16 protein-coding genes are annotated in these 19,445 nt (G+C 37.6%); 12 read left to right on the forward strand and 4 right to left on the reverse strand.

The features are described 5' to 3' along the window. Positions 1–26: 26 nt before the first annotated feature. The 8 genes from FJR04_RS20060 (at position 27) to FJR04_RS20095 (ending at position 10,438) form a co-directional block, all read left to right on the forward strand. Positions 27–599, forward strand: a complete 573-nt coding sequence (locus tag FJR04_RS20060) for a GNAT family N-acetyltransferase (protein WP_168498058.1) — start codon at positions 27–29, stop codon at positions 597–599. A 40-nt stretch (positions 600–639) separates the two neighbouring features. Continuing rightward, positions 640–1,833 (forward strand): NAD(P)/FAD-dependent oxidoreductase, encoded by a 1,194-nt coding sequence (locus FJR04_RS20065; protein WP_168498060.1) that lies wholly within the window; start codon positions 640–642, stop codon positions 1,831–1,833. A gap of 268 nt (positions 1,834–2,101) precedes the next feature. Beyond that, positions 2,102–2,755, forward strand: coding sequence for an HAD family hydrolase (locus tag FJR04_RS20070; protein WP_168498062.1), 654 nt, complete (start codon positions 2,102–2,104; stop codon positions 2,753–2,755). A gap of 131 nt (positions 2,756–2,886) precedes the next feature. Then, positions 2,887–5,679 (forward strand): pentapeptide repeat-containing protein, encoded by a 2,793-nt coding sequence (locus tag FJR04_RS20075; protein WP_168498064.1) that lies wholly within the window; start codon positions 2,887–2,889, stop codon positions 5,677–5,679. An 81-nt stretch (positions 5,680–5,760) separates the two neighbouring features. Then, the gene (locus FJR04_RS20080) at positions 5,761–6,573 is read left to right on the forward strand and encodes a carbon-nitrogen hydrolase family protein (protein ID WP_168498066.1); all 813 of its coding nucleotides are present in this window, start codon (positions 5,761–5,763) and stop codon (positions 6,571–6,573) included. Positions 6,574–6,711: 138 nt separating this feature from the next. Continuing rightward, the gene (locus FJR04_RS20085) at positions 6,712–8,082 is read left to right on the forward strand and encodes an aminopeptidase P family protein (RefSeq protein ID WP_168498068.1); all 1,371 of its coding nucleotides are present in this window, start codon (positions 6,712–6,714) and stop codon (positions 8,080–8,082) included. Between the two features lie 247 nt (positions 8,083–8,329). After that, complete coding sequence (locus FJR04_RS20090; protein WP_168498070.1) at positions 8,330–9,316, forward strand: GTP-binding protein; 987 nt, start codon at positions 8,330–8,332, stop codon at positions 9,314–9,316. A 72-nt stretch (positions 9,317–9,388) separates the two neighbouring features. After that, on the forward strand, positions 9,389–10,438 hold the full coding sequence (locus FJR04_RS20095) for a WD40 repeat domain-containing protein (protein WP_168498072.1): 1,050 nt from the start codon (positions 9,389–9,391) through the stop codon (positions 10,436–10,438). A gap of 121 nt (positions 10,439–10,559) precedes the next feature. Here FJR04_RS20095 and FJR04_RS20100 read toward each other — a convergent pair whose 3' ends face one another. The 4 genes from FJR04_RS20100 to FJR04_RS20115 form a co-directional block, all read right to left on the reverse strand. Beyond that, positions 10,560–11,300 (reverse strand): amino acid ABC transporter ATP-binding protein, encoded by a 741-nt coding sequence (locus tag FJR04_RS20100; RefSeq protein ID WP_168498074.1) that lies wholly within the window; start codon positions 11,298–11,300, stop codon positions 10,560–10,562. A 332-nt stretch (positions 11,301–11,632) separates the two neighbouring features. Beyond that, complete coding sequence (locus FJR04_RS20105; RefSeq protein ID WP_168498076.1) at positions 11,633–12,778, reverse strand: amino acid ABC transporter permease; 1,146 nt, start codon at positions 12,776–12,778, stop codon at positions 11,633–11,635. Between the two features lie 39 nt (positions 12,779–12,817). Continuing rightward, the gene (locus FJR04_RS20110) at positions 12,818–13,744 is read right to left on the reverse strand and encodes an amino acid ABC transporter permease (protein WP_168498079.1); all 927 of its coding nucleotides are present in this window, start codon (positions 13,742–13,744) and stop codon (positions 12,818–12,820) included. A gap of 46 nt (positions 13,745–13,790) precedes the next feature. Then, a complete protein-coding gene (locus tag FJR04_RS20115) occupies positions 13,791–14,864 on the reverse strand; it encodes an amino acid ABC transporter substrate-binding protein (RefSeq protein WP_168498081.1) in 1,074 nt (357 codons plus the stop codon). Positions 14,865–15,369: 505 nt separating this feature from the next. On the opposite strand from FJR04_RS20115, the gene grxC reads away from it, so the two are divergent. The 4 genes from grxC to FJR04_RS20135 form a co-directional block, all read left to right on the forward strand. Then, a complete protein-coding gene (grxC, locus tag FJR04_RS20120) occupies positions 15,370–15,690 on the forward strand; it encodes a glutaredoxin 3 (protein WP_168498083.1) in 321 nt (106 codons plus the stop codon). 270 nt (positions 15,691–15,960) lie between these two features. Then, complete coding sequence (gene tadA / locus FJR04_RS20125) at positions 15,961–16,404, forward strand: tRNA adenosine(34) deaminase TadA (protein WP_217359448.1); 444 nt, start codon at positions 15,961–15,963, stop codon at positions 16,402–16,404. 113 nt (positions 16,405–16,517) lie between these two features. Continuing rightward, positions 16,518–17,285 carry a 1-acyl-sn-glycerol-3-phosphate acyltransferase gene (locus FJR04_RS20130; protein WP_168498087.1) on the forward strand — a complete coding sequence of 256 codons (768 nt, stop codon included), beginning with the start codon at positions 16,518–16,520 and terminating at the stop codon, positions 17,283–17,285. A 303-nt stretch (positions 17,286–17,588) separates the two neighbouring features. Further along, the coding region (locus tag FJR04_RS20135) for a filamentous hemagglutinin N-terminal domain-containing protein (protein WP_168498089.1) at positions 17,589–19,445 on the forward strand (1,857 nt) is incomplete at its 3' end.

Consider the following 19,445-nt stretch of genomic DNA (forward strand, 5'->3'; position numbering starts at 1 on the left):
TAATTTCACACAATTTCAATTAATCAATGTTAATTATCAAAAATGCGATCGCTATTCGTCCCATGCAAGATCATATCCATGATTATCAGTTAATGGAAAAATGGCGTAGCGATGAAAAAGTATTGCAATTTTATGGTGGGAGAGATTATCCTTATGATTTAGAAAAAGTTATAGAAACCTATCAACCCAGAATAGTTGGGAAAGAAGCAATTACTCCTTGTATATTTGTTGATAAAAATCTAGAAATTGGCTATTTACAATATTATAATTTAAACAAATTACCAGAGGATCTTAGACAAATGTATTGTTTAGAAAATACAGATAATGTCTATGGAATTGACTTATTTATTGGAGAAACTGAATATTGGAATCAGGGAATTGGTACAAAAGTGCTTTTAACTGCCATAGACTATATTTTTAATCAACTACAAGCTGCTAAAATTGTCATTAATCCCAACGTCAATAATCTCCGCGCTATCCGCTGCTATGAGAAATGTGGTTTTGTGAAAATCAAGCTTTTACTATGTCATGACTTACATGAAGGTAAATATCAGGATTGCTGGTTAATGGCAATAAAACGTAATAATTCGTTAGACTAAGAATAAATTAACTGCTGGGATTTAGCTTTCTATAAAAACCATGACTCAACCAACTACAAAAATTTGTATACTAGGTGGTGGCTTTGGTGGACTTTACACCGCCCTGCGTTTAAGCCAATTACCGTGGGAATCTACACCCAAACCTGAGATTATCTTAGTCGATCAGAGCGATCGCTTTGTCTTTTCCCCCCTCCTTTATGAACTCCTCACCAGAGAACTCCAAACCTGGGAAATCGCCCCACCTTACTCAGAACTACTCCAAGGAACAGATATCCGGTTTCACCAAGCTGCTGTTTCTGACATAGATATTAACAAGCAAACAATCCAATTAGCAGATCAATCAGAACTGACTTATGACCGCTTAGTATTAGCCTTAGGTGGTGAAACGCCTCTAGACTTAGTTCCCGGTGCTGCTACCCATGCTTACCCATTTCGTACTATTACTGATGCTTATCAATTAGAAGAACGGCTGCGAGTTCTCGAATCAGCAAATCCAGAAAAAATCCGTGTGGCGATCGTTGGTGCGGGTTACAGTGGCGTAGAATTAGCTTGTAAACTAGCAGATAGAATCGGCGCAAAAGGACGTTTCCGCCTCATTGAACTTAGTGATCAAATTTTGCGAACCTCCCCAGAATTTAATCGTGAAGCCGCCAAAAAAGCCTTAGATAGCAAAGGCGTATTTATTGACTTAGAAACTAAAGTAGTATCAGTTGACCAAGATAGCATCTCTCTAGAGTATAAAAATCAAGTAGATACCATTCCCGTAGATTTGGTTATTTGGACCGTAGGAACAAAAGTTTCTCCAGTAGTGAAAACCTTACCACTGAAGCAAAATCAGCGGGGACAAATCACCACCACACCGGAATTACAAGCCGTAGAACATCCCGAAATCTTTGCTTTAGGAGATTTAGCCGACTGTCTCGACGCAGAAGGAAAACAAGTCCCCGCCACCGCCCAAGTCGCCTTTCAACAAGCTGATTATACCGCGTGGAATATCTGGGCTTCTATCACCAATCGTCCCTTACTTCCTTTCCGCTATCAACCATTAGGAGAAATGATGGCTTTGGGAATAGATAACGCCACTCTCACTGGGTTAGGTGTGCAATTAGACGGTTCTTTTGCATACTTAGCCCGTCGGTTGGCTTATCTGTATCGTTTACCCACTTTAAATCATCAATTGAAAGTTGGTTTTAACTGGTTGGTTAGCCCTATAATAGAAGCCATTTCTCGGTAAATTGTAGGGGCGAAGCATTTGGTGTAAGGGCGTATCCCTAACGGGGGCTGGAAGCATCAGCATTCGGTGTAAGGGCGAAGCATTCGGAAAATAAACTTGGGAAAAAACCGATAATTAATCGCCCGAATGCTTCGCCCCTACATGGGAAAAAACCGATAATTAATCGCCCGAATGCTTCGCCCCTACTTTTAATCGCCGGGGATATTAAAACTTGCAAGTTCAGATATGATTGCTATATTTACTACTGAAGACTGAAGTATCAATTTTTATGAAAAAACCCAAAGTTATTTTTGTAGATGCTGTAGGTACATTATTTGGTGTTAAAGGTAGTGTTGGTAAAATTTATCGCCAAATCGCCCAGGATTTTGGGGTAGAAGTTTCCGCCCAAGAATTAGATAAAAACTTTGTGAACAGCTTTAAAGCAGCACCACCGCCTATATTTCTTGATGCAGATATTAGAGATATTCCCCAACGCGAATATGATTGGTGGCGAATTATTGCTTTGAATACTTTTGAAGGTGCAGGTGTTCTTAAAGACTTTTCCGACTTTTCCGCATTTTTTAGCGAACTTTATATTCACTTTGGGACTCCTGAACCTTGGTATGTTTATCCTGATGTCACTTTAGCTTTAATGAATTGGCGACGCTTAGGAGTAGAACTAGGAGTATTATCTAACTTTGATTCCCGCCTATATTTAGTATTACAAGGTTTAGGACTCAAAGAATATTTTAACTCTATTACCATTTCTACCCAAGCCCGTGCCGCTAAACCAGATCCAGAAATTTTTAAACTTGCTTTAAATAAACACCAGTGTTCCCCCGAAGACGCATGGCATATTGGCGACAGCATCACAGATGACTATCAAGGCGCTAAAGCAGCAGGTATGAGGGGAATTTGGATTAACCGTAATCCCACTAGTTAACACCGTAATTTTACTGTCAATCTTTGTTTATGGTGTAAATTTTTCTTGCAAAGATTATCTATATTGCCATATTCATAATTTATCACTGTTACTCTAGAAACATTGTTAAGTAATTCTGGCTGTGGCAAAAAATGAAAAAATGCCTAACACATACTTGGTATAAATTTCGCCAATCTTTCTTAGTAACAGAAAGTATAAATCCCACTCCTGAAACTGGTAAAGCAGTCTTAGAAGCAGCAATAACCATTCAAGAACAAGGTGCTAATTTAGAAGTTTGGAAACTGTTACTACAAGATTCATCTTCTTTATTAGATGTGCTATGTTCACCATTAACCCTGGTGATAAATAGAGAATTATCATTTTTATCTCTGGGAATGGCTTTACTCAAAGCTTATCGTGATACTTCTCAACAAGCACCTACTTTAGAAGACTACATATCTATTATTAGTCAAGCTGCTTATTTAGAAAGTATCCGCGATATTTTATCTTTATATCCATCTTTGCACTATGATAACCCAGATGAAAATCCAGAATTAGGAAAAATTCTCGAAAATATTAATAATATTGAATTAGATGAAGAAACGGCTATTCAAATAATTGAATGTTTTCATGAATCTCCATTAGCAACTGCATTTAATCAATTATTATTGACCAGGTTAATATCACCTCATCTCAGCCAATATCCAGCTAAATTATTAGTAAAAAGAATTGCCAGAAATACTCATCAATATCTTATTCAAACCTTGATAGATTTGGGTGATGATATCCAAGTATTTATCCCTAATTGTCGAGAAGAATGGCAACAAGAACAACAGAATATTCAACACATTCATGAATATCTCAACAATGAAATTGCCACTCAAGTATTAGCTCCAGTTTTTGACAAAAGTTGTTCATTTAAAGATATTTATATTCCCCTGAAAGTTAAATATGCCAATGGTGAAATAGGGGATTTAGAAGCATGGGTAAAGAAAAATATCCTCACTGAAAACAACTTGGAAAAAGTTATGCTTATCCAAGGAAAAAGAGGTAGTGGTAAAAGTATTTTCTGTAAAATCTTCGCAGATTGGATTAGACAACATTTGCATCCTTTATGGACACCAATTTTAATTAATCTTCAAGATATCAAAACTTTATCATCTCATCTAGAAGCAACATTAATTGCCAATATTGATTTACGTTTTAATAGTAGTGATGATAACTGGTTGAGAAATAAAAATACGCGATTTCTTTTTATTTTTGATGGCTGGGATGAATTATCAATTGCTGCTAGAAATAATCAGAATTTAGAAACATTTATTAAACAAGTTGCCGAATTTCAACAACAATGCAAAAATGACCAGAAAATGGGACATAGGGTATTAATTACTGGTAATAATATTCCTTTAGAAATTATTCCTAATTTACCCACAAATTTAGAACTGGTGGAAATTCTGCCTTTAGATCAACAACAACAGGAAAAATGGTTAGAAAAATGGCAATCGTTACCAACTAATCATGATAAAAATACAGATTTACAGCATTTTTTATCAAATCAAAAATGTCCCGCAATTGTTCAAGAATTAATTCATCAACCAATATTACTCTACTTCTTGGCGGGAATGTATCGAGATGATCAACTCATAATTGATAATTTAAGAGCAGATGATTCTCGAACTGTGACAGCTTTAATTTATCAAGAAGCTATAAATTGGTTAATTCGTAAATCAGGTGATGATGTAAAACATTTTTTGACAGAAGCTGCTGTTGCTGTAGTGCAGTCAGGTAGAGAATTTGCTTCTATTCCTATGCTCAAATCTCGCTGTCAAGATGATACCAAAACTTTGGAGATAATTAACAACGGCATGATCAAAACGCCTTTGGTATATTCTCATCTTGATTCCCTCCATGAATCAGATCAAGGGATAAAATTTTTTCACCGCAGTTTTGGTGAATTTCTATTTACTGAACGTTTGAAATTAAGCCTAATTGATTGGACACAAAAGGAAATAATTACCAGCGACTCCCAAATGAATTGGCAAATTTATGACTTGCTAGGTTATGGAATTCTCACCAAAGAGATAGTTGAATATTTAATGGGATTAATTATTGGTATTCCCAACTTTAACTGGATACGACTATATAGACGGTTAGAGAATTTTTACGCTAGTTGGTGTCAAGGTAAATTTATTGATACTGCTGAAGAAACTTTACCGCAAATTAAGCTGCGAGAATTGCAAAATGCTGGTATTTACCAATTAGGTCAGCGTCAAGTAGATATTTATGCTGGGTTAAATGTGATGGTTTTACTTTTAGCTATACAGCGTTATGCCCAAGAACATGAGGTACTTAAAGAACATATAATTTTTTATCCATCTGGTCAACCAGAAGGAAATAATTTCACTTACCAACTACAAAACATTATTTATTACAGTAGTTGCTTAAAGGGTGAAAATTTCCGGAGTTTAGTTGGTCAATTTCTCAGTGGCGCTCATCTTCGGGGTGCAAGTTTGTTACATATAAATCTTAGCTATGCAGACCTGACAGAAGCAGACCTCAGCCGTGCTAGTCTGGGTGGGGCAAATTTCAGCTATGCTAATCTTCACAGTGCTTATTTCATTGGTGCAGATTTAAGAGAGGTAGATTTTACATCTGCCAATTTAGGCGAAACTTATCTAAGTGGTGCAAATCTCAGCCGTGCTAACCTCTCTGGTGCAAATCTCAAAGATGTGGATTTGAGTCGTGCTAATCTGGGGGGTGCTGACTTGCGAGGTGCAAACTTTGATGGTGCGAATTTTATGGGTGCTATATTCAGTAATGATACCTGTGGTGATATCCGTTGGGATGCAAAAACTAATTGGCAAAATGCGGAAGGTTTAGAACTAGCGAAAAATGTCCCAGTAGCTTTAAAAAAACGATTTTTGTCAGAATCTGATTGCAGCTAAAGATAGAAGTTCAAACTGAGATGATATGACGATATATTTAAATATCTGAATTATTTCAATCTACCGTTTGTTCTTGAATTTATGAAGTCTTATTTAGCCGCCGCTATTCAAATGACCAGTGTGCCTGATTTGCAGAAAAATTTGGCACAAGCAGAAGAATTAATTGATTTGGCCGTGCGTCGGGGTGCGGAATTAGTGGGTTTACCAGAAAATTTTTCCTTTATGGGCGAGGAAAAAGATAAACTAGCTCAAGGGGATGCGATCGCAATAGCAACGGAAACATTTCTCTACAAAATGGCACAACGCTTTCAAGTGACTATTCTCGGCGGCGGCTTCCCTATCCCAGGAGATAGTAATGGTAAAGTTTATAATACAGCATTACTCATAGATCCCAACGGTCAAGAACTTGCCCGTTACCAAAAAGTACACCTGTTTGATGTCAATGTCCCTGATGGTAATACCTATCGAGAATCAAGTACCGTCATGGCTGGACAGGAGTTACCTTCTGTTTATGCTTCCTCTGACTTGGGTAAAATTGGCCTTTCTATTTGCTATGATGTCCGCTTTCCGGAACTGTACCGACATTTATCAAATCAGGGTGCAGATATATTATTTGTTCCCGCCGCTTTTACCGCTTTTACTGGTAAAGACCACTGGCAAGTATTACTACAATCTAGGGCGATAGAAAATACCTGTTACGTCATCGCCCCCGCCCAAACTGGTACTAATTATGACCGCCGTCAAACCCATGGACACGCCATGATTATTGATCCTTGGGGTGTAATTTTAGCAGATGCTGGCGAAAAACCGGGAGTAGCGATCGCCGAAATCAAACCCACCAGATTAGAACAAGTCCGTCGCCAAATGCCATCCTTACAACATCGCGTCTTTTAATTGGGGCTGACTTAACAAACTGAAAACCTTTCCTCCTCCTAATTATTCCTCCTGACAACTGACAACTGACCACTGACAACTGACACCATAGCAAAACCGCTGCTTGGTGTCGGGACATCACCCCAAAACTAAATTCCCATGTCTACCCTTCCTGAAACCCTCCGTCACCGTCGCCAAAAACTAGCAGAAATCATTGACTTCCCCGTGGTCCTCTGGTCAGGTGGTAGCAGTCCCCGTAACTTCCCCGCCAATACCTTCCCCTACCGCGCCAATAGCCATTTCCTTTATTTTGCCGGCATTCCTCTTGAAAACGCCGCCATTCGCCTAGAAAGTGGCAAACTACAACTATTTATAGATGACCCCCACCCCAGTAACGCCCTCTGGCATGGTGAAACCCCGAACCGTGAAGAAATAGCCGCCACAATCGGTGCAGATGAAGCCAGACCAATGGCAGAATTAGCAAATTACTTAGAAAATGTGGCGACTCTTCCCGTCCAAGATGCGACTACTTGGACACAACAAACACAACTTTTAGATAGATGGGTTTTACCGAAAAATCAACTGGCAGGAATTGATTTAGAATTAGCTCAAGCGATCGCTTCTCTCCGTCTCACCCACGACGAAACCGCACTAGTGGAATTACGCAAAGCCGCAGCAGTGAGTGTCGCCGCACATAAAGCAGGAATGGCTGCAACTCCTCCAGCTAAACTCGAAGCCGAAGTCCGTGCCGCAATGGAAGCAGTCATCATGGCTCAGAATATGACCACTGCTTATACCAGTATTGTGACAGTACATGGCGAAGTTTTACACAATAATCATTATTACCACTCTCTCAAACCAGGAGATTTACTTTTAGCTGACGTGGGTGCAGAAACCCAGACAGGTTGGGCTGCTGATATTACCCGGACTTGGCCTGTTTCTGGTAAATTTTCATCTACCCAAAGAGATATTTATGATATTGTTTTAGCCGCCCATGATGCTTGTATTCAAAACATCGCCCCTGGTGTGGAATATGCAGAAATTCATCTGTTAGCAGCAACTGTCATTGCAGAAGGTTTAGTAAATTTAGGAATTTTGCAAGGTAAACCAGAAGATTTAGTAAAAATGGATCTTCATGCCTTATTTTTTCCTCACGGAATTGGGCATCTTTTAGGTTTAGATGTTCATGATATGGAAGATTTAGGAGATATCGCTGGTTATGATCAAGGAAGAAGTAGAAGTAGCCGTTTTGGTTTAAGTTATTTACGATTAAATCGTCCTTTACGTGCAGGAATGTTAGTAACAATTGAACCAGGATTTTATCAAGTTCCCGCCATTTTAAATGATCCTAAAACTCGGTCACAATATCAATATTTAGTCAATTGGGAACGATTAGAACAATTTGCAGATGTGCGGGGAATTCGGATTGAGGATGATGTATTAGTTACAGAATCAGGAAGGGAAGTTTTAACAGCCGCATTACCAAATCAAGCCACTGCTGTCGAAGATTTAGTTAGTTGTTCAATATAATATGCTCTGGATAAAAACTGTTATGATAATTCAGAGGGAACAGGGAACAGAAAAAACTCATGTTTAAAAAAATGAGATGGAAATAATGGCACTGTTTTTTTCGCTGCTCGTCATCTTTGAAAAACATCCTTTTTTTGACTGAGCTTTAAACTGGTCCAAATGAGTGTTTCTTATCTGTTCCCTATTCCCTGTTCCCTGTTCCCTTTTTTTGTAAGATTATCAAATTCGTTTTGACATTATCATAACTATGACTAACACCACGCTGGAACTATCAGAAACATTCAATCCAGTACCAGTAACTGTTCTCACTGGCTATTTAGGCGCAGGTAAAACTACCCTGTTAAATCACATTCTTACCTACGAACACGGTAAAAAAGTTGCCGTTATTGTCAACGAATTTGGAGAAGTAGGAATTGATAATCAATTAGTAATTGATGCCGATGAAGAAATTTTTGAAATGAACAATGGCTGTATTTGTTGTACAGTTCGTGGTGATTTAATTCGCATCATTGGCAACTTAATGAAACGTCGAGATAAGTTTGATCATTTAGTGATTGAAACCACCGGATTAGCCGATCCTGCACCTGTAATTCAAACGTTTTTTGTTGATGAGGATTTACAAAGTCAATTGTCATTAGATGCAGTGGTGACAGTTGTAGATGCTAAACATATTTGGCAACATTGGGAAGCTGACGAAGCCCAAGAACAAATTGCTTTTGCTGATGTGATTTTATTGAATAAAACTGATTTGGTAACACCTGAAGTTTTAGATGAGTTAGAAACCCGCATTCGTTCAATGAATGCAATGGCAAAAATTCACCGCACTCATAATTCCGAATTAGCAATGTCATCTTTATTAGGAGTGAAAGCATTTGATTTAGATCATGCTTTAGAAATTGATCCCAATTTCTTAGGAGAAGATGCTCATGTTCATGATGAAAGTGTTTATTCTGTTGCTATAGTAGCAGATGGTTCAGTAAATGGTGAAAAATTAAATGCCTGGATGTCAGAATTACTCAGTACCCAAGGTACAGATATCTTCAGAATGAAAGGGATTTTAAATATTGACAACGAAGACAATCGCTTTGTTTTCCAAGGTGTACACATGATCTTTGATGGTAAAGCAGATAGACCTTGGAAAGTAAATGAATCTCGCAAAAATGAACTTGTTTTTATTGGTCGAAATTTAGATGAAGCCAAATTAAAACGAGATTTTTCTGCTTGTATGAATTAAATAAACTAATTAGATCCTCGACTTATTTAAGAAGTCGGGGATATGGAAATCTAGAAATAAAATAGCAAAATTATGAACTTAAAAACCAGAACATCCCCCGAATTTACAAAGCATTATTCAACAAAACTTGCAGATTATGTTACTGCTTTAGCTTGGTCTTCTCAAGGGAAAAAATTAGCAGCTAGTTCTGCTGCTGGAGAAGTTGTTTTATGGGAAAACGGCGAATTAACAAGCTTACAAACTGCTACAGATAAAGCAATAAATTGTCTGGCTTTTTCCCATGATGGTAAATATTTAGCCATTGCTGGACAAGATGGGAAAGTAAAAATTTGGTGCGGAGATCAATTAATTAGCACTTTAGAAAATGCGCCTGTTTGGGTTGATCAATTAGCATGGAGTCCTACTGATAATCAACTAGCTTTTAGTTTAGGACGTTATGTGCAGATTTGGGATGCAGACACATCAGAAGTTATTGCTACCCTGAATTTTAATGATTCTTCTATTTTGGGAATTGATTGGCGTAAAGATGGCCAATATTTGGCTATTAATGGATATAAAGGGGTGAAAATTTGGTCTAGTCAAGATTGGGACGATGAACCATTTATACTTGCCATGCCTACTGTTAGTATAGCGATCGCATGGTCCTCTGATGGTAAATATTTAGCGTCTGGGAATATGGATCGGACTCTCACCGTTGTAGAATGGGAAAATCCTGATCCTTGGGTCATGCGTGGCTTTCCAGGGAAAATTCGTCAATTAGCTTGGTCAGACTTAAAAACCCCCACAGGTGCGCCAATTTTGGCTGCTTCCAGCGTGGAAGGAATAGTTTTATGGGAAAAGTCCCCAGATGAATCTGTGGGTTGGGAAGCGCAAGTATTAAGCAATCATGTGGATATTATTAATGCGATCGCTTTTGCACCCCAAAGTGATATTCTCGCTTCTGCTGGTGCTGATGGTTGGCTATGTTTATGGGATGAAAATCAAGAAGTATCACAGATTTTTACTGAGACTTCGGCAGGTTTTTCTACTCTATCTTGGCATCCTCAAGGACAGTTATTAGCCGCTGGTGGTGAACAAGGTGAATTAATCATTTGGTCAACTTGTTTGGGGAATATGGATTGAATGAACCACGAGGGGACGAATTTGGGGAATATGGATTGAATGAACCACGAAGGGACGAAGAACACGAAGGAAGAAAAGAAGAAGATAGGAGAGATTGATTTTGTGTTTTTGTATTTTTTAATTACAGGATTTGTGATAAAAATTTCCTGGTTCTCTCTTCTTTGGGATTAGTAAAAAATGTGTCGGGGGTGGAGGATTCAACTAATAAACCACTATCCATTAGCACTACTCTATCAGCAACTTCTCGCGCAAATCCGACTTCGTGGGTAACAACTACCATTGTCATTCCGTCATTAGCAAGATTTCGCATTACGTCTAAAACTTCTCTTACCATTTCGGGATCTAATGCTGATGTGGGTTCATCAAATAACATGATTTTTGGTTGCATTGCTAATGCACGCGCTATGGCTACTCGTTGTTGTTGTCCACCGGATAATTGTCCTGGATATTTTTGCGCTTGTGCTAAAATTCCCACTCTTTCTAATAATTGCATTGCTAATTCTTCGGCTTTAACTTTGGATGTTTTGCGGACATATATTGGTGCTAAGGTGATATTTTCTAAAACTGTTAAATGGGGAAATAAGTTAAATTGCTGAAATACCATTCCCACTTCTCTACGGATTGTTTCAATGTTGCGTAAATCATGACTGAGGGTAATTCCATCAATGGTAATATTCCCTTGTTGATATTCTTCTAAGGCGTTAAATGTGCGAATGAAGGTTGATTTTCCTGAACCGGATGGTCCCATTAAAACAACGACTTCTCCTCGTTCTACATTTAAACTGACTCCTTGGAGAACGTGAAATTTACTATACCATTTGTGAACGTTTTCAGCGATAATTATCGGTTTTGATTCTGTCATATATTCCTTTTGTGTAGTTTAAATTTTGAGAAATTTTAGTTTTCCTTGCGTCAACCCAACCTACGGGTAATTGGTGATAAAATCATTGTTATTCATCCTGTTCATCCTTTAATCCTGGCTATCCTGATTCTGACAGTTATTCCTTTTGTGTAGTTTAAATTTTGATAAATGTTGGGTTTCCTTGTGTCAACCCAACCTACGGGTAATTGGTGATAAAATCATTGTTATTCATCCTGTTCATCCTTTAATCCTGGATATCCTGATTCTGACAGTTATTCCTTTTGTGTAGTTTAACATTTGATAAATGTTGGGTTTCCTTCCGTCAACCCAACCTACGATATTAATTTTTTTTCTAATTTTTTAGCAGCTAAGGACATTGAATAACAAAATAGTCCATAAATCAAACCGATGAATAAATATACTTCTGCATATCTTCCTAAGAATTGAGGTTGTGCTAATATAGAACGTGCCATTCCTGTTAATTCTACTAATCCTACTAATGATAAAAGTGAAGTATCTTTAAATAAGCCAATAAATTGACCAACAATTGCAGGAATGACTGCGCGTAAGGCTTGGGGTAAGATGACTAATATTAATACTAAAGGTGTATTTAATCCTAGTGCTTTTGCTGCTTCTATTTGTCCTTTGGGAATTGCTTGTAGTCCCCCACGCACGTTTTCAGCCATGTATGCTGCACTAAATAATATTAGTCCGGCAATTCCTCTGATTAATCTATCTAAACGTAAGTTTGCTGGTAAGAATAAGGGTAACATGACTTGGGCTAAAAACAAAATACCAATTAATGGTAATCCTCTGAGAATTTCAATATAGAGAATAGAAAACCAACGCACTACAGGTAAATTACTTGTTCTTCCTAATGCGAGTAAAACTCCTATGGGGAAGGAAAGGACAATACTAATTATTGCCATTAATAGGGTAAGTAATAACCCATTCCATAAATTTGTAGATACTGGTTGTAATCCTAAACCACCACCAAGTAACCAAATAATTATGGGAAAAGATAATAACCAAATTAGAGAAAGCCAAGGTGTGATAATTTTAGTAAATTTTTGACCAATTATCAAACCTGCAACTGTCAAACCTATTATTAATAATAGGTATAAACGGCTTGCTAAGGCTATGGGTAAAACAACCAATAAAATCCAAACGATAAAAGCAGAAATCAAAAAGTTGCGTTTTACGAATATTGCTTTTGTGGTAAATGCACCCCCAGTCAGTGCGGTTAAAGTTGTAGATATTCCCAAAATAACCCAAATCCGCCAATATAAACTTTGGGGAAATCTTCCTACTAAAAATAAATGTAAATTAACTTGGATTACTTGCCATTGTGCTTTAATAATTAACCACGTTGCAAATCCTTGAACTAGCCAAAATAGAAATATAAAACAAACAACAGTTAGTAAACTATTGTACCAATTATTAAAGAGATTGTTTCTGAACCAAGTAAGTTTAATCATTATTCATCTGCGTTTATCTGCGTTTATCTGCGGTCAAAATTATCTTTCTTTAATCTGCACAGAACGATTAAATAAATTCATAGTCAGGGAAATCATTAAACTCAAAGTGAGATAAGTAATCATAATTAACAGCATCACTTCCACTGCTTTTCCCGTTTGGTTAAAAGTCGTAGAAGCAACAAAATAAATATCAGGATAACCGATAGCGATCGCTAAACTGGAATTTTTTGTTAAATTAAGATATTGACTGGTTAATGGGGGAATAATCACCCGCAAGGCTTGGGGAAAAATCACCAATCGCATTGCTAAACTTGGTTTTAACCCCAGTGATTTAGCTGCTTCTGCTTGTCCTTTTGGTACTGATTGAATTCCCCCGCGCACAATTTCCGCAATAAACGCACCTGTGTAAAAAGTCAACCCTAATAATAAACTGGAAAACTCTGGAGATAAGGTAAACCAAGGAAATTCAATTCCATTTTGGCTAAAATTAACCAAACCTAAAAAGGAACTTTTATTATCTGCTTTGGGAAAACTCAAGAAAACCGCAAAGTACCAAAATAGCAATTGTAATAATAATGGTGTATTCCGAAAAATCTCTATATAAACTAGACTAATTTTTCTGACTAACCAATTATCTGATAATCGCGCAATGCCCGCAGTAATCCCCACAATTGTGGTAAGAAAAATTCCCATTACTGCTATCCTGAGAGAATTAATTAATCCCACTAATAAAGCGTAATTATAAGCATCCGTTGGTTTATAGTTAATTAAGGTTTCACCAATATCAAAAGATGCTTGTCTCTTGAGAAAATTAAAACCGAATTGAATTCCTAATTGCTGTAAGTTTCGTCTGACATTTCCCCACAATATTAGAACTATAAATACTGCTAAAAATAAAACAAGTACCTGGATAGCACTTTGCCAAAACCGATGATCACGCCATAAAGGAGGTTTAGAATTAGTCATTAATAATTGGTAATTAGTCAGTTTTTAGTTGTCAATTGTCAATTATTTACCTAAAGGGTGGAGAATAAAGTAATCCTCCTTTTGTTCCTAGTTGATTTTGTCCACGGGGGAGATTTATATTTGTCTTTGTTCCCAAATTGCGATCATAAATTTCGCCATAATTACCAACTTGTTTAATTATTCTGGCAGCGAAATCATTTGTTAAACCAATTCCTTCCCCCAGGTTTCCTTCTGTTCCTAAAAAACGTTTAATATCGGGATCTTGACTATTTGCAAACTCGGCTAAATTTTGCGAATTAATCCCCAATTCTTCCGCTTTTATCAAAGAGTAAATAGTCCACGTAACTATATCACTCCACTGAGTATCACCTTTAGCAACTGCTGGCGCAAGAGGTTCGGAAGAAAGAACATCATCTAAAATAACGTTATCTTCAGGTTTAGCTAGGGTTGTGCGTCGGGAAACCAACGCCGAACGGTCTGTGGTTATAGCATCACAACGCCCTTCTGTATAAGTAGCAAAAGTAACATTCACATCTTCAAAAACAACGGGTTTATAAGTAATACCCTGTTTTCGCATTTGGTCTGCTAAATTCTGTTCAGTAGTAGTTCCAGTTTGCACACAAATAGCTTTGTCTTTCAGGTCTTTTACAGATTTAATATTGCTATTTTTGCGAACCATGACAGCTTGACCATCATAAAATACCACAGGTGCAAAATCTAAACCTTGGGCAGTAGCGCGGCTAAAAGTCCAGCTAGTATTACGACTGAGAACATCTACCTCTCCAGTTTGCAAAGCTGTAAACCGTTCTTTCGCATTGAGAGTGCGATATTCTACAGCATCTGCATTATCAAATACTGCGGCGGCGATCGCTCGACAAATATCAACATCAATGCCACTATATTTGCCGTCAGTCCCTACAAAACTAAATCCTGGTAGTTCACCACTAATCCCACAAACAAGCTGGCCACGGCTTTTAATGCGACTCCAGAGAACGCGAGTAACTTGTCCTTGAGGACTATTGACGTTGTTCTGTGGTTCATCACTACAAGCACTCAGAGCAAAAATTAAGGGAATAATTGCAATACCAGATAAAATTACAGAGAATTTATTAAATTTCATAAGACCTCGCGGTAAGTAGGAAACTCAGCGGCTTTAGCCCTGAGAGGGAAGCGACACGAGCAGTTCGACAGGCTCACTGACCACGGTTTTAACCGCTGTGGTCATGAGAATGCTAGTTTTTGAATGGATATAATCCCAGGAACTAGCAAACCTGTTTAAGTCCCCTCGCCCAACTAATCCAAAATGTCTTGGCTTAACCCAACGACTGAACAAACAGTCTTGCAGATAATCCGATAGCGTAGCGTGGCGTAAGCCATACTAGGGAAGCATTCGGAAGTGCGTATCAGGATTAGTCTCAATGGGCTAGTCAAACACGTAAAGTTTGTTCTTTACAAGCTCAGTGGCTTTAGCTCTGAGTTATTGACAATCCAGTTTTTCACAATAACCCTAAAAAGGTAGAAGACAATTGCCAGATTTTTTGATATTGGTGATAAATATATCATCTGTAGGGGCGCAGGGTAATGCGCCCAAAAATATCGCTAACACCAATTCATAAGTGAATAATATGCCGAATTTTATCAACTCCCTTCTAGGTCGCCATCCAGAACGCATTAAAGCTAATGTTGAGATATACACTTGGCAAACTTGCCCCTACTGCATCCGTGCCAAAATGCTACTGTGGTGGAAAGGCGTTAATTTTACAGAATACAAAATTGACGGCGACGAAACAGCCAGAGCCAACATGGCCGAACGCGCCAACGGCCGCCGCAGCGTCCCCCAAATCTTCATTAATAATCAACATATTGGCGGTTGTGATGACCTGTATCAGTTAGATACAAAAGCTCAACTTGACCCCCTGTTATCTCAGTTGACAGATGACAAGTGACAGAGAAGAGGCAGGGAGCAGGGGGTAGGGAGCAGGGAGCAGGGAGCAGGGAGCAGGGAGCAGGGAGCAGGGAGCAGGGAGCAGGGAGCAGGGAGCAGGGGAGCAGGGGAGCAGGGGAAAGAATTTCCTAATGACAACTGACAACTGACAACTAACAACTGACAACTAACAACTGACAACTAACAACTGACAACTAACAACTGACAACTGACAACTGACAACTGACAATTCATGCTTGAATCCCCAGAATATTTAAAATATCGAAAATGGATGAATTACGCCCTGGAATTGGCACAGATAGCGGGTAATGCTGGTGAAGTTCCTGTGGGTGCGGTGATTGTGGACACCGATGATTACCTGATTGCTGTCGGTGAAAATCGCAAAGAACGGGATCAAGATCCTACCGCACACGCGGAAATTATCGCTATTCGGGCTGCTAGTCAAAAATTACAAAGTTGGCGCTTGCATCAGTGTACCTTATATGTCACTCTAGAACCATGTCCGATGTGCGCTGGTGCTATAGTTCATGCTCGGTTGGGAAAATTGATCTATGGAGTGGACGATACCAAAACTGGCGCAATTCGTACTGTTATCAACATCCCTGATCATCCTGCGTCTAATCATCGGCTGAAAGTGCTAGGAGGCATTCTAGAATCAGACTGTCGAGAACAATTACAAAATTGGTTTACTACGCAACGCCGTCAGCAAAAATAACAGACAAAGGTAAAACTGTCCAGATAGGAAAACAAAAATTACCCAAGAAAATCTACGGTGGACATAATCAAGTTTGCGTCATCTTTTATCCGCCTTAAAAACCAGCCACCGTTATGATTAAATCATACTCTGCTTCTACTAAACGCCATTCACAAACCCTCAATCAGCCTGTAAATCCTCTGGTGGCTCAGAGTACCTCACGGGTTTCTCCTTGGTTAACTCCTTTAGCGTATCTTTTAGGACGTTATGTTGTTCTGCCATCTTTCTTTGGACGGATTAAAATTATTGGCCGAGAAAATATCCCTACAAGGGGTCCTGTAATTCTTGCTCCTACTCATCGTTCCCGTTGGGATTCATTGGTTTTACCTTATGCTACTGGTCGTCATGTGACAGGTAGAGATATGCGATTTATGGTAACGAGTAATGAATGTCAGGGATTACAAGGTTGGTTTGTAAGGAGAATGGGGGGTTTTCCTGTCAATACTGAACGTCCCGCGATCGCTACTCTCCGTCATACAGTAGAGTTAATGCAACAAGGGGAAATGCTAGTTATTTATCCTGAAGGTAACATCTATCGTGATGGTCAACTTCACCCGCTCAAGCCGGGAATCGCTCGTTTAGCTGTTAGTGCTGAATCTAGCTATCCAGGATTAGAAGTGAAAGTTATACCTGTTGGCATCCAGTACAGCGAACCCTATCCAAATTGGGGTACAGATGTGGATATTCACATTGGTGAACCTATCAAGGTCACAGATTATATTAATGGCAATTTAAAGTTAGAAGCGAAACGGTTAACAGCAGATTTAACCCATAAATTAAAACAATTAAATCATCAAGAATCAGAAATAAGCGATCGCATTTTTGTAGAAATTCACAATTAGTTACAAGAAATTTACATCCTTTCCCATAAAACCGTAATATTACTGTGATCAGATAAGAGGTTGTATCATAAAATAGTTATCTATAAGCTGTTAAACATTTAATTTACATACTCTTTCGGGAAAAACTCCTGTCGGTTGCATTGTGAAATGCAACACAGTTCAATCTGATTTGTTTGATCTAGCATATTTTAGTTTATATGCTAATATTCCTTATTCAAACAAGCAAAAACAGCCTAGAAAGTGTTTCTCCAGTATGTATTTTTAAATGGATTTTAACCAAAACTAACAACTGAGATAACAACCATGAAAAATCAAATTGTTTATAACTTAGGATTAGTCACTTTATTCACAGGAATATTCACCTTTACAAATCAAAAAGCATTTGCTCAACTCATACCTGATAGCACATTAGGTGCAGAAAGTTCTCAAATCAATAATATTAATTCAACAACAGCACAAATAGAAAGTGGTGCAACAAGAGGAATTAACCTATTTCATAGTTTCCAAGAATTTAATGTTGATGTAGGAAAAACTGTTAATTTTGCTAATCCTATCAATATTGAAAATATCCTCACTCGCGTCACAGGCAGTAATGTTTCTAACATATTAGGAACATTAGGAGTAAATGGCAACGCCAATTTATTTTTAATTAATCCTAATGGTATATATTTTGGTACTGGTGCAACATTAAATATTCAAGGTTCATTTACAGCTACAACTGCTAATGAAATTAAATTAGGAGATACTGGATTATTTAGTGCTAAAAATCCACAGACTAGCAATTTATTAAATATACAACCCAACGCCCTATTTACAAATGCTTTAAAAAATCAACAAGCAGAAATTAAAAATGAAGGTAATTTACAAACTGGAAAAGATTTAACATTATCAGGAATAAATGTAACCGTAAAAGATTCTACCCTGAAAACAGGAGGAGATTTAATCTTAGAAGCACAAGAAACAGTCAAGATTGAAGATAGTATTAATAAACCTGTAATTTTAGAATCTGCTGGTAATATCACAATTCAAGGTAATCAAAGTATTGAAATAAACGCTTTGAATCATCCTGATAGTAATTTTACATCTAATCGAGATATTGTATTTAGATCACCAGTGAGATTATTAAGTAATGGCAGATATACAGTAGGTGGTTATTTCACTACAGAAGATTTAAATCAAAATACCATAGATTTTCTCATACCTCATAATAATGTAATCAAAGTCAATGGAGATATTAAGTTAGAAGATTACACAGGTTCGTCTTTATATATATTAGCAAGTGGAAAAGTTACCACAGGAAATGTCACTATTAATAATCCTGATTATAAATCAATAAATCAAGATATTTCCGATGGTCAAGGCGGAAATCAAATAATTACAGTTAATAGTAAAAATGATGTTGGTCTATTAGATATACGAGCAGGAATTGACCCAGAAAAAATGCCAGGAATATTAGACAATAATCCCATTTTGCCATCAGGTGTAACAGCTACAGTGAATAATCATCCTACCAGTGCAGATATCTTATCGGTTGATTACTATACATTTACTGTTCAGACTGGTGAAGATAGTTATACGACCTATACAGAAATTAAAAATACTTATAATTTTATCAATTATGGGGGTTCAGTTTTCTTGACTAATGAATATAAACCTAACCATAATTTATTATCAAATTCGGCAAATATTATTATTGGAAATATAGATACTTACATTAACGCTATAGATTCTCCTGAACAAGATGGGGGTACAATCACTATTAATTCTAGAGGAAATATTAGTACAAAATCCTTAGCAGCTTACTCATATACAAATAATCAAGATTACTATTCCCGTTTAGAGCAAGATTACAATAATAATTACTCTAATAATGGCTATTATAATTACAGTAACTATTATAATTATGGTAATTACTCCGGTGGTGGCCAATCACAACCTCCAGCATATTCAGGTCCTTTTTTTGGGAAAGCAGGATATGGAGGGATAATTTCTCTCACATCTGGAGGTAATATCACTACAGAATCCCTATCTACAGAAGTCATATCTTCTACTCCTACAGTAGCAAATGCTGGAACGATATCTTTAAATGCTAATCAGTATATTACCACAGGAAATATTAATTCTTACTCAAGTTCTAGTAATGGTAATAGTGGAGATATT

The sequence above is a fragment of the Anabaena sp. UHCC 0204 genome (assembly GCF_009711975.1).
GTDB lineage: Bacteria > Cyanobacteriota > Cyanobacteriia > Cyanobacteriales > Nostocaceae > Dolichospermum.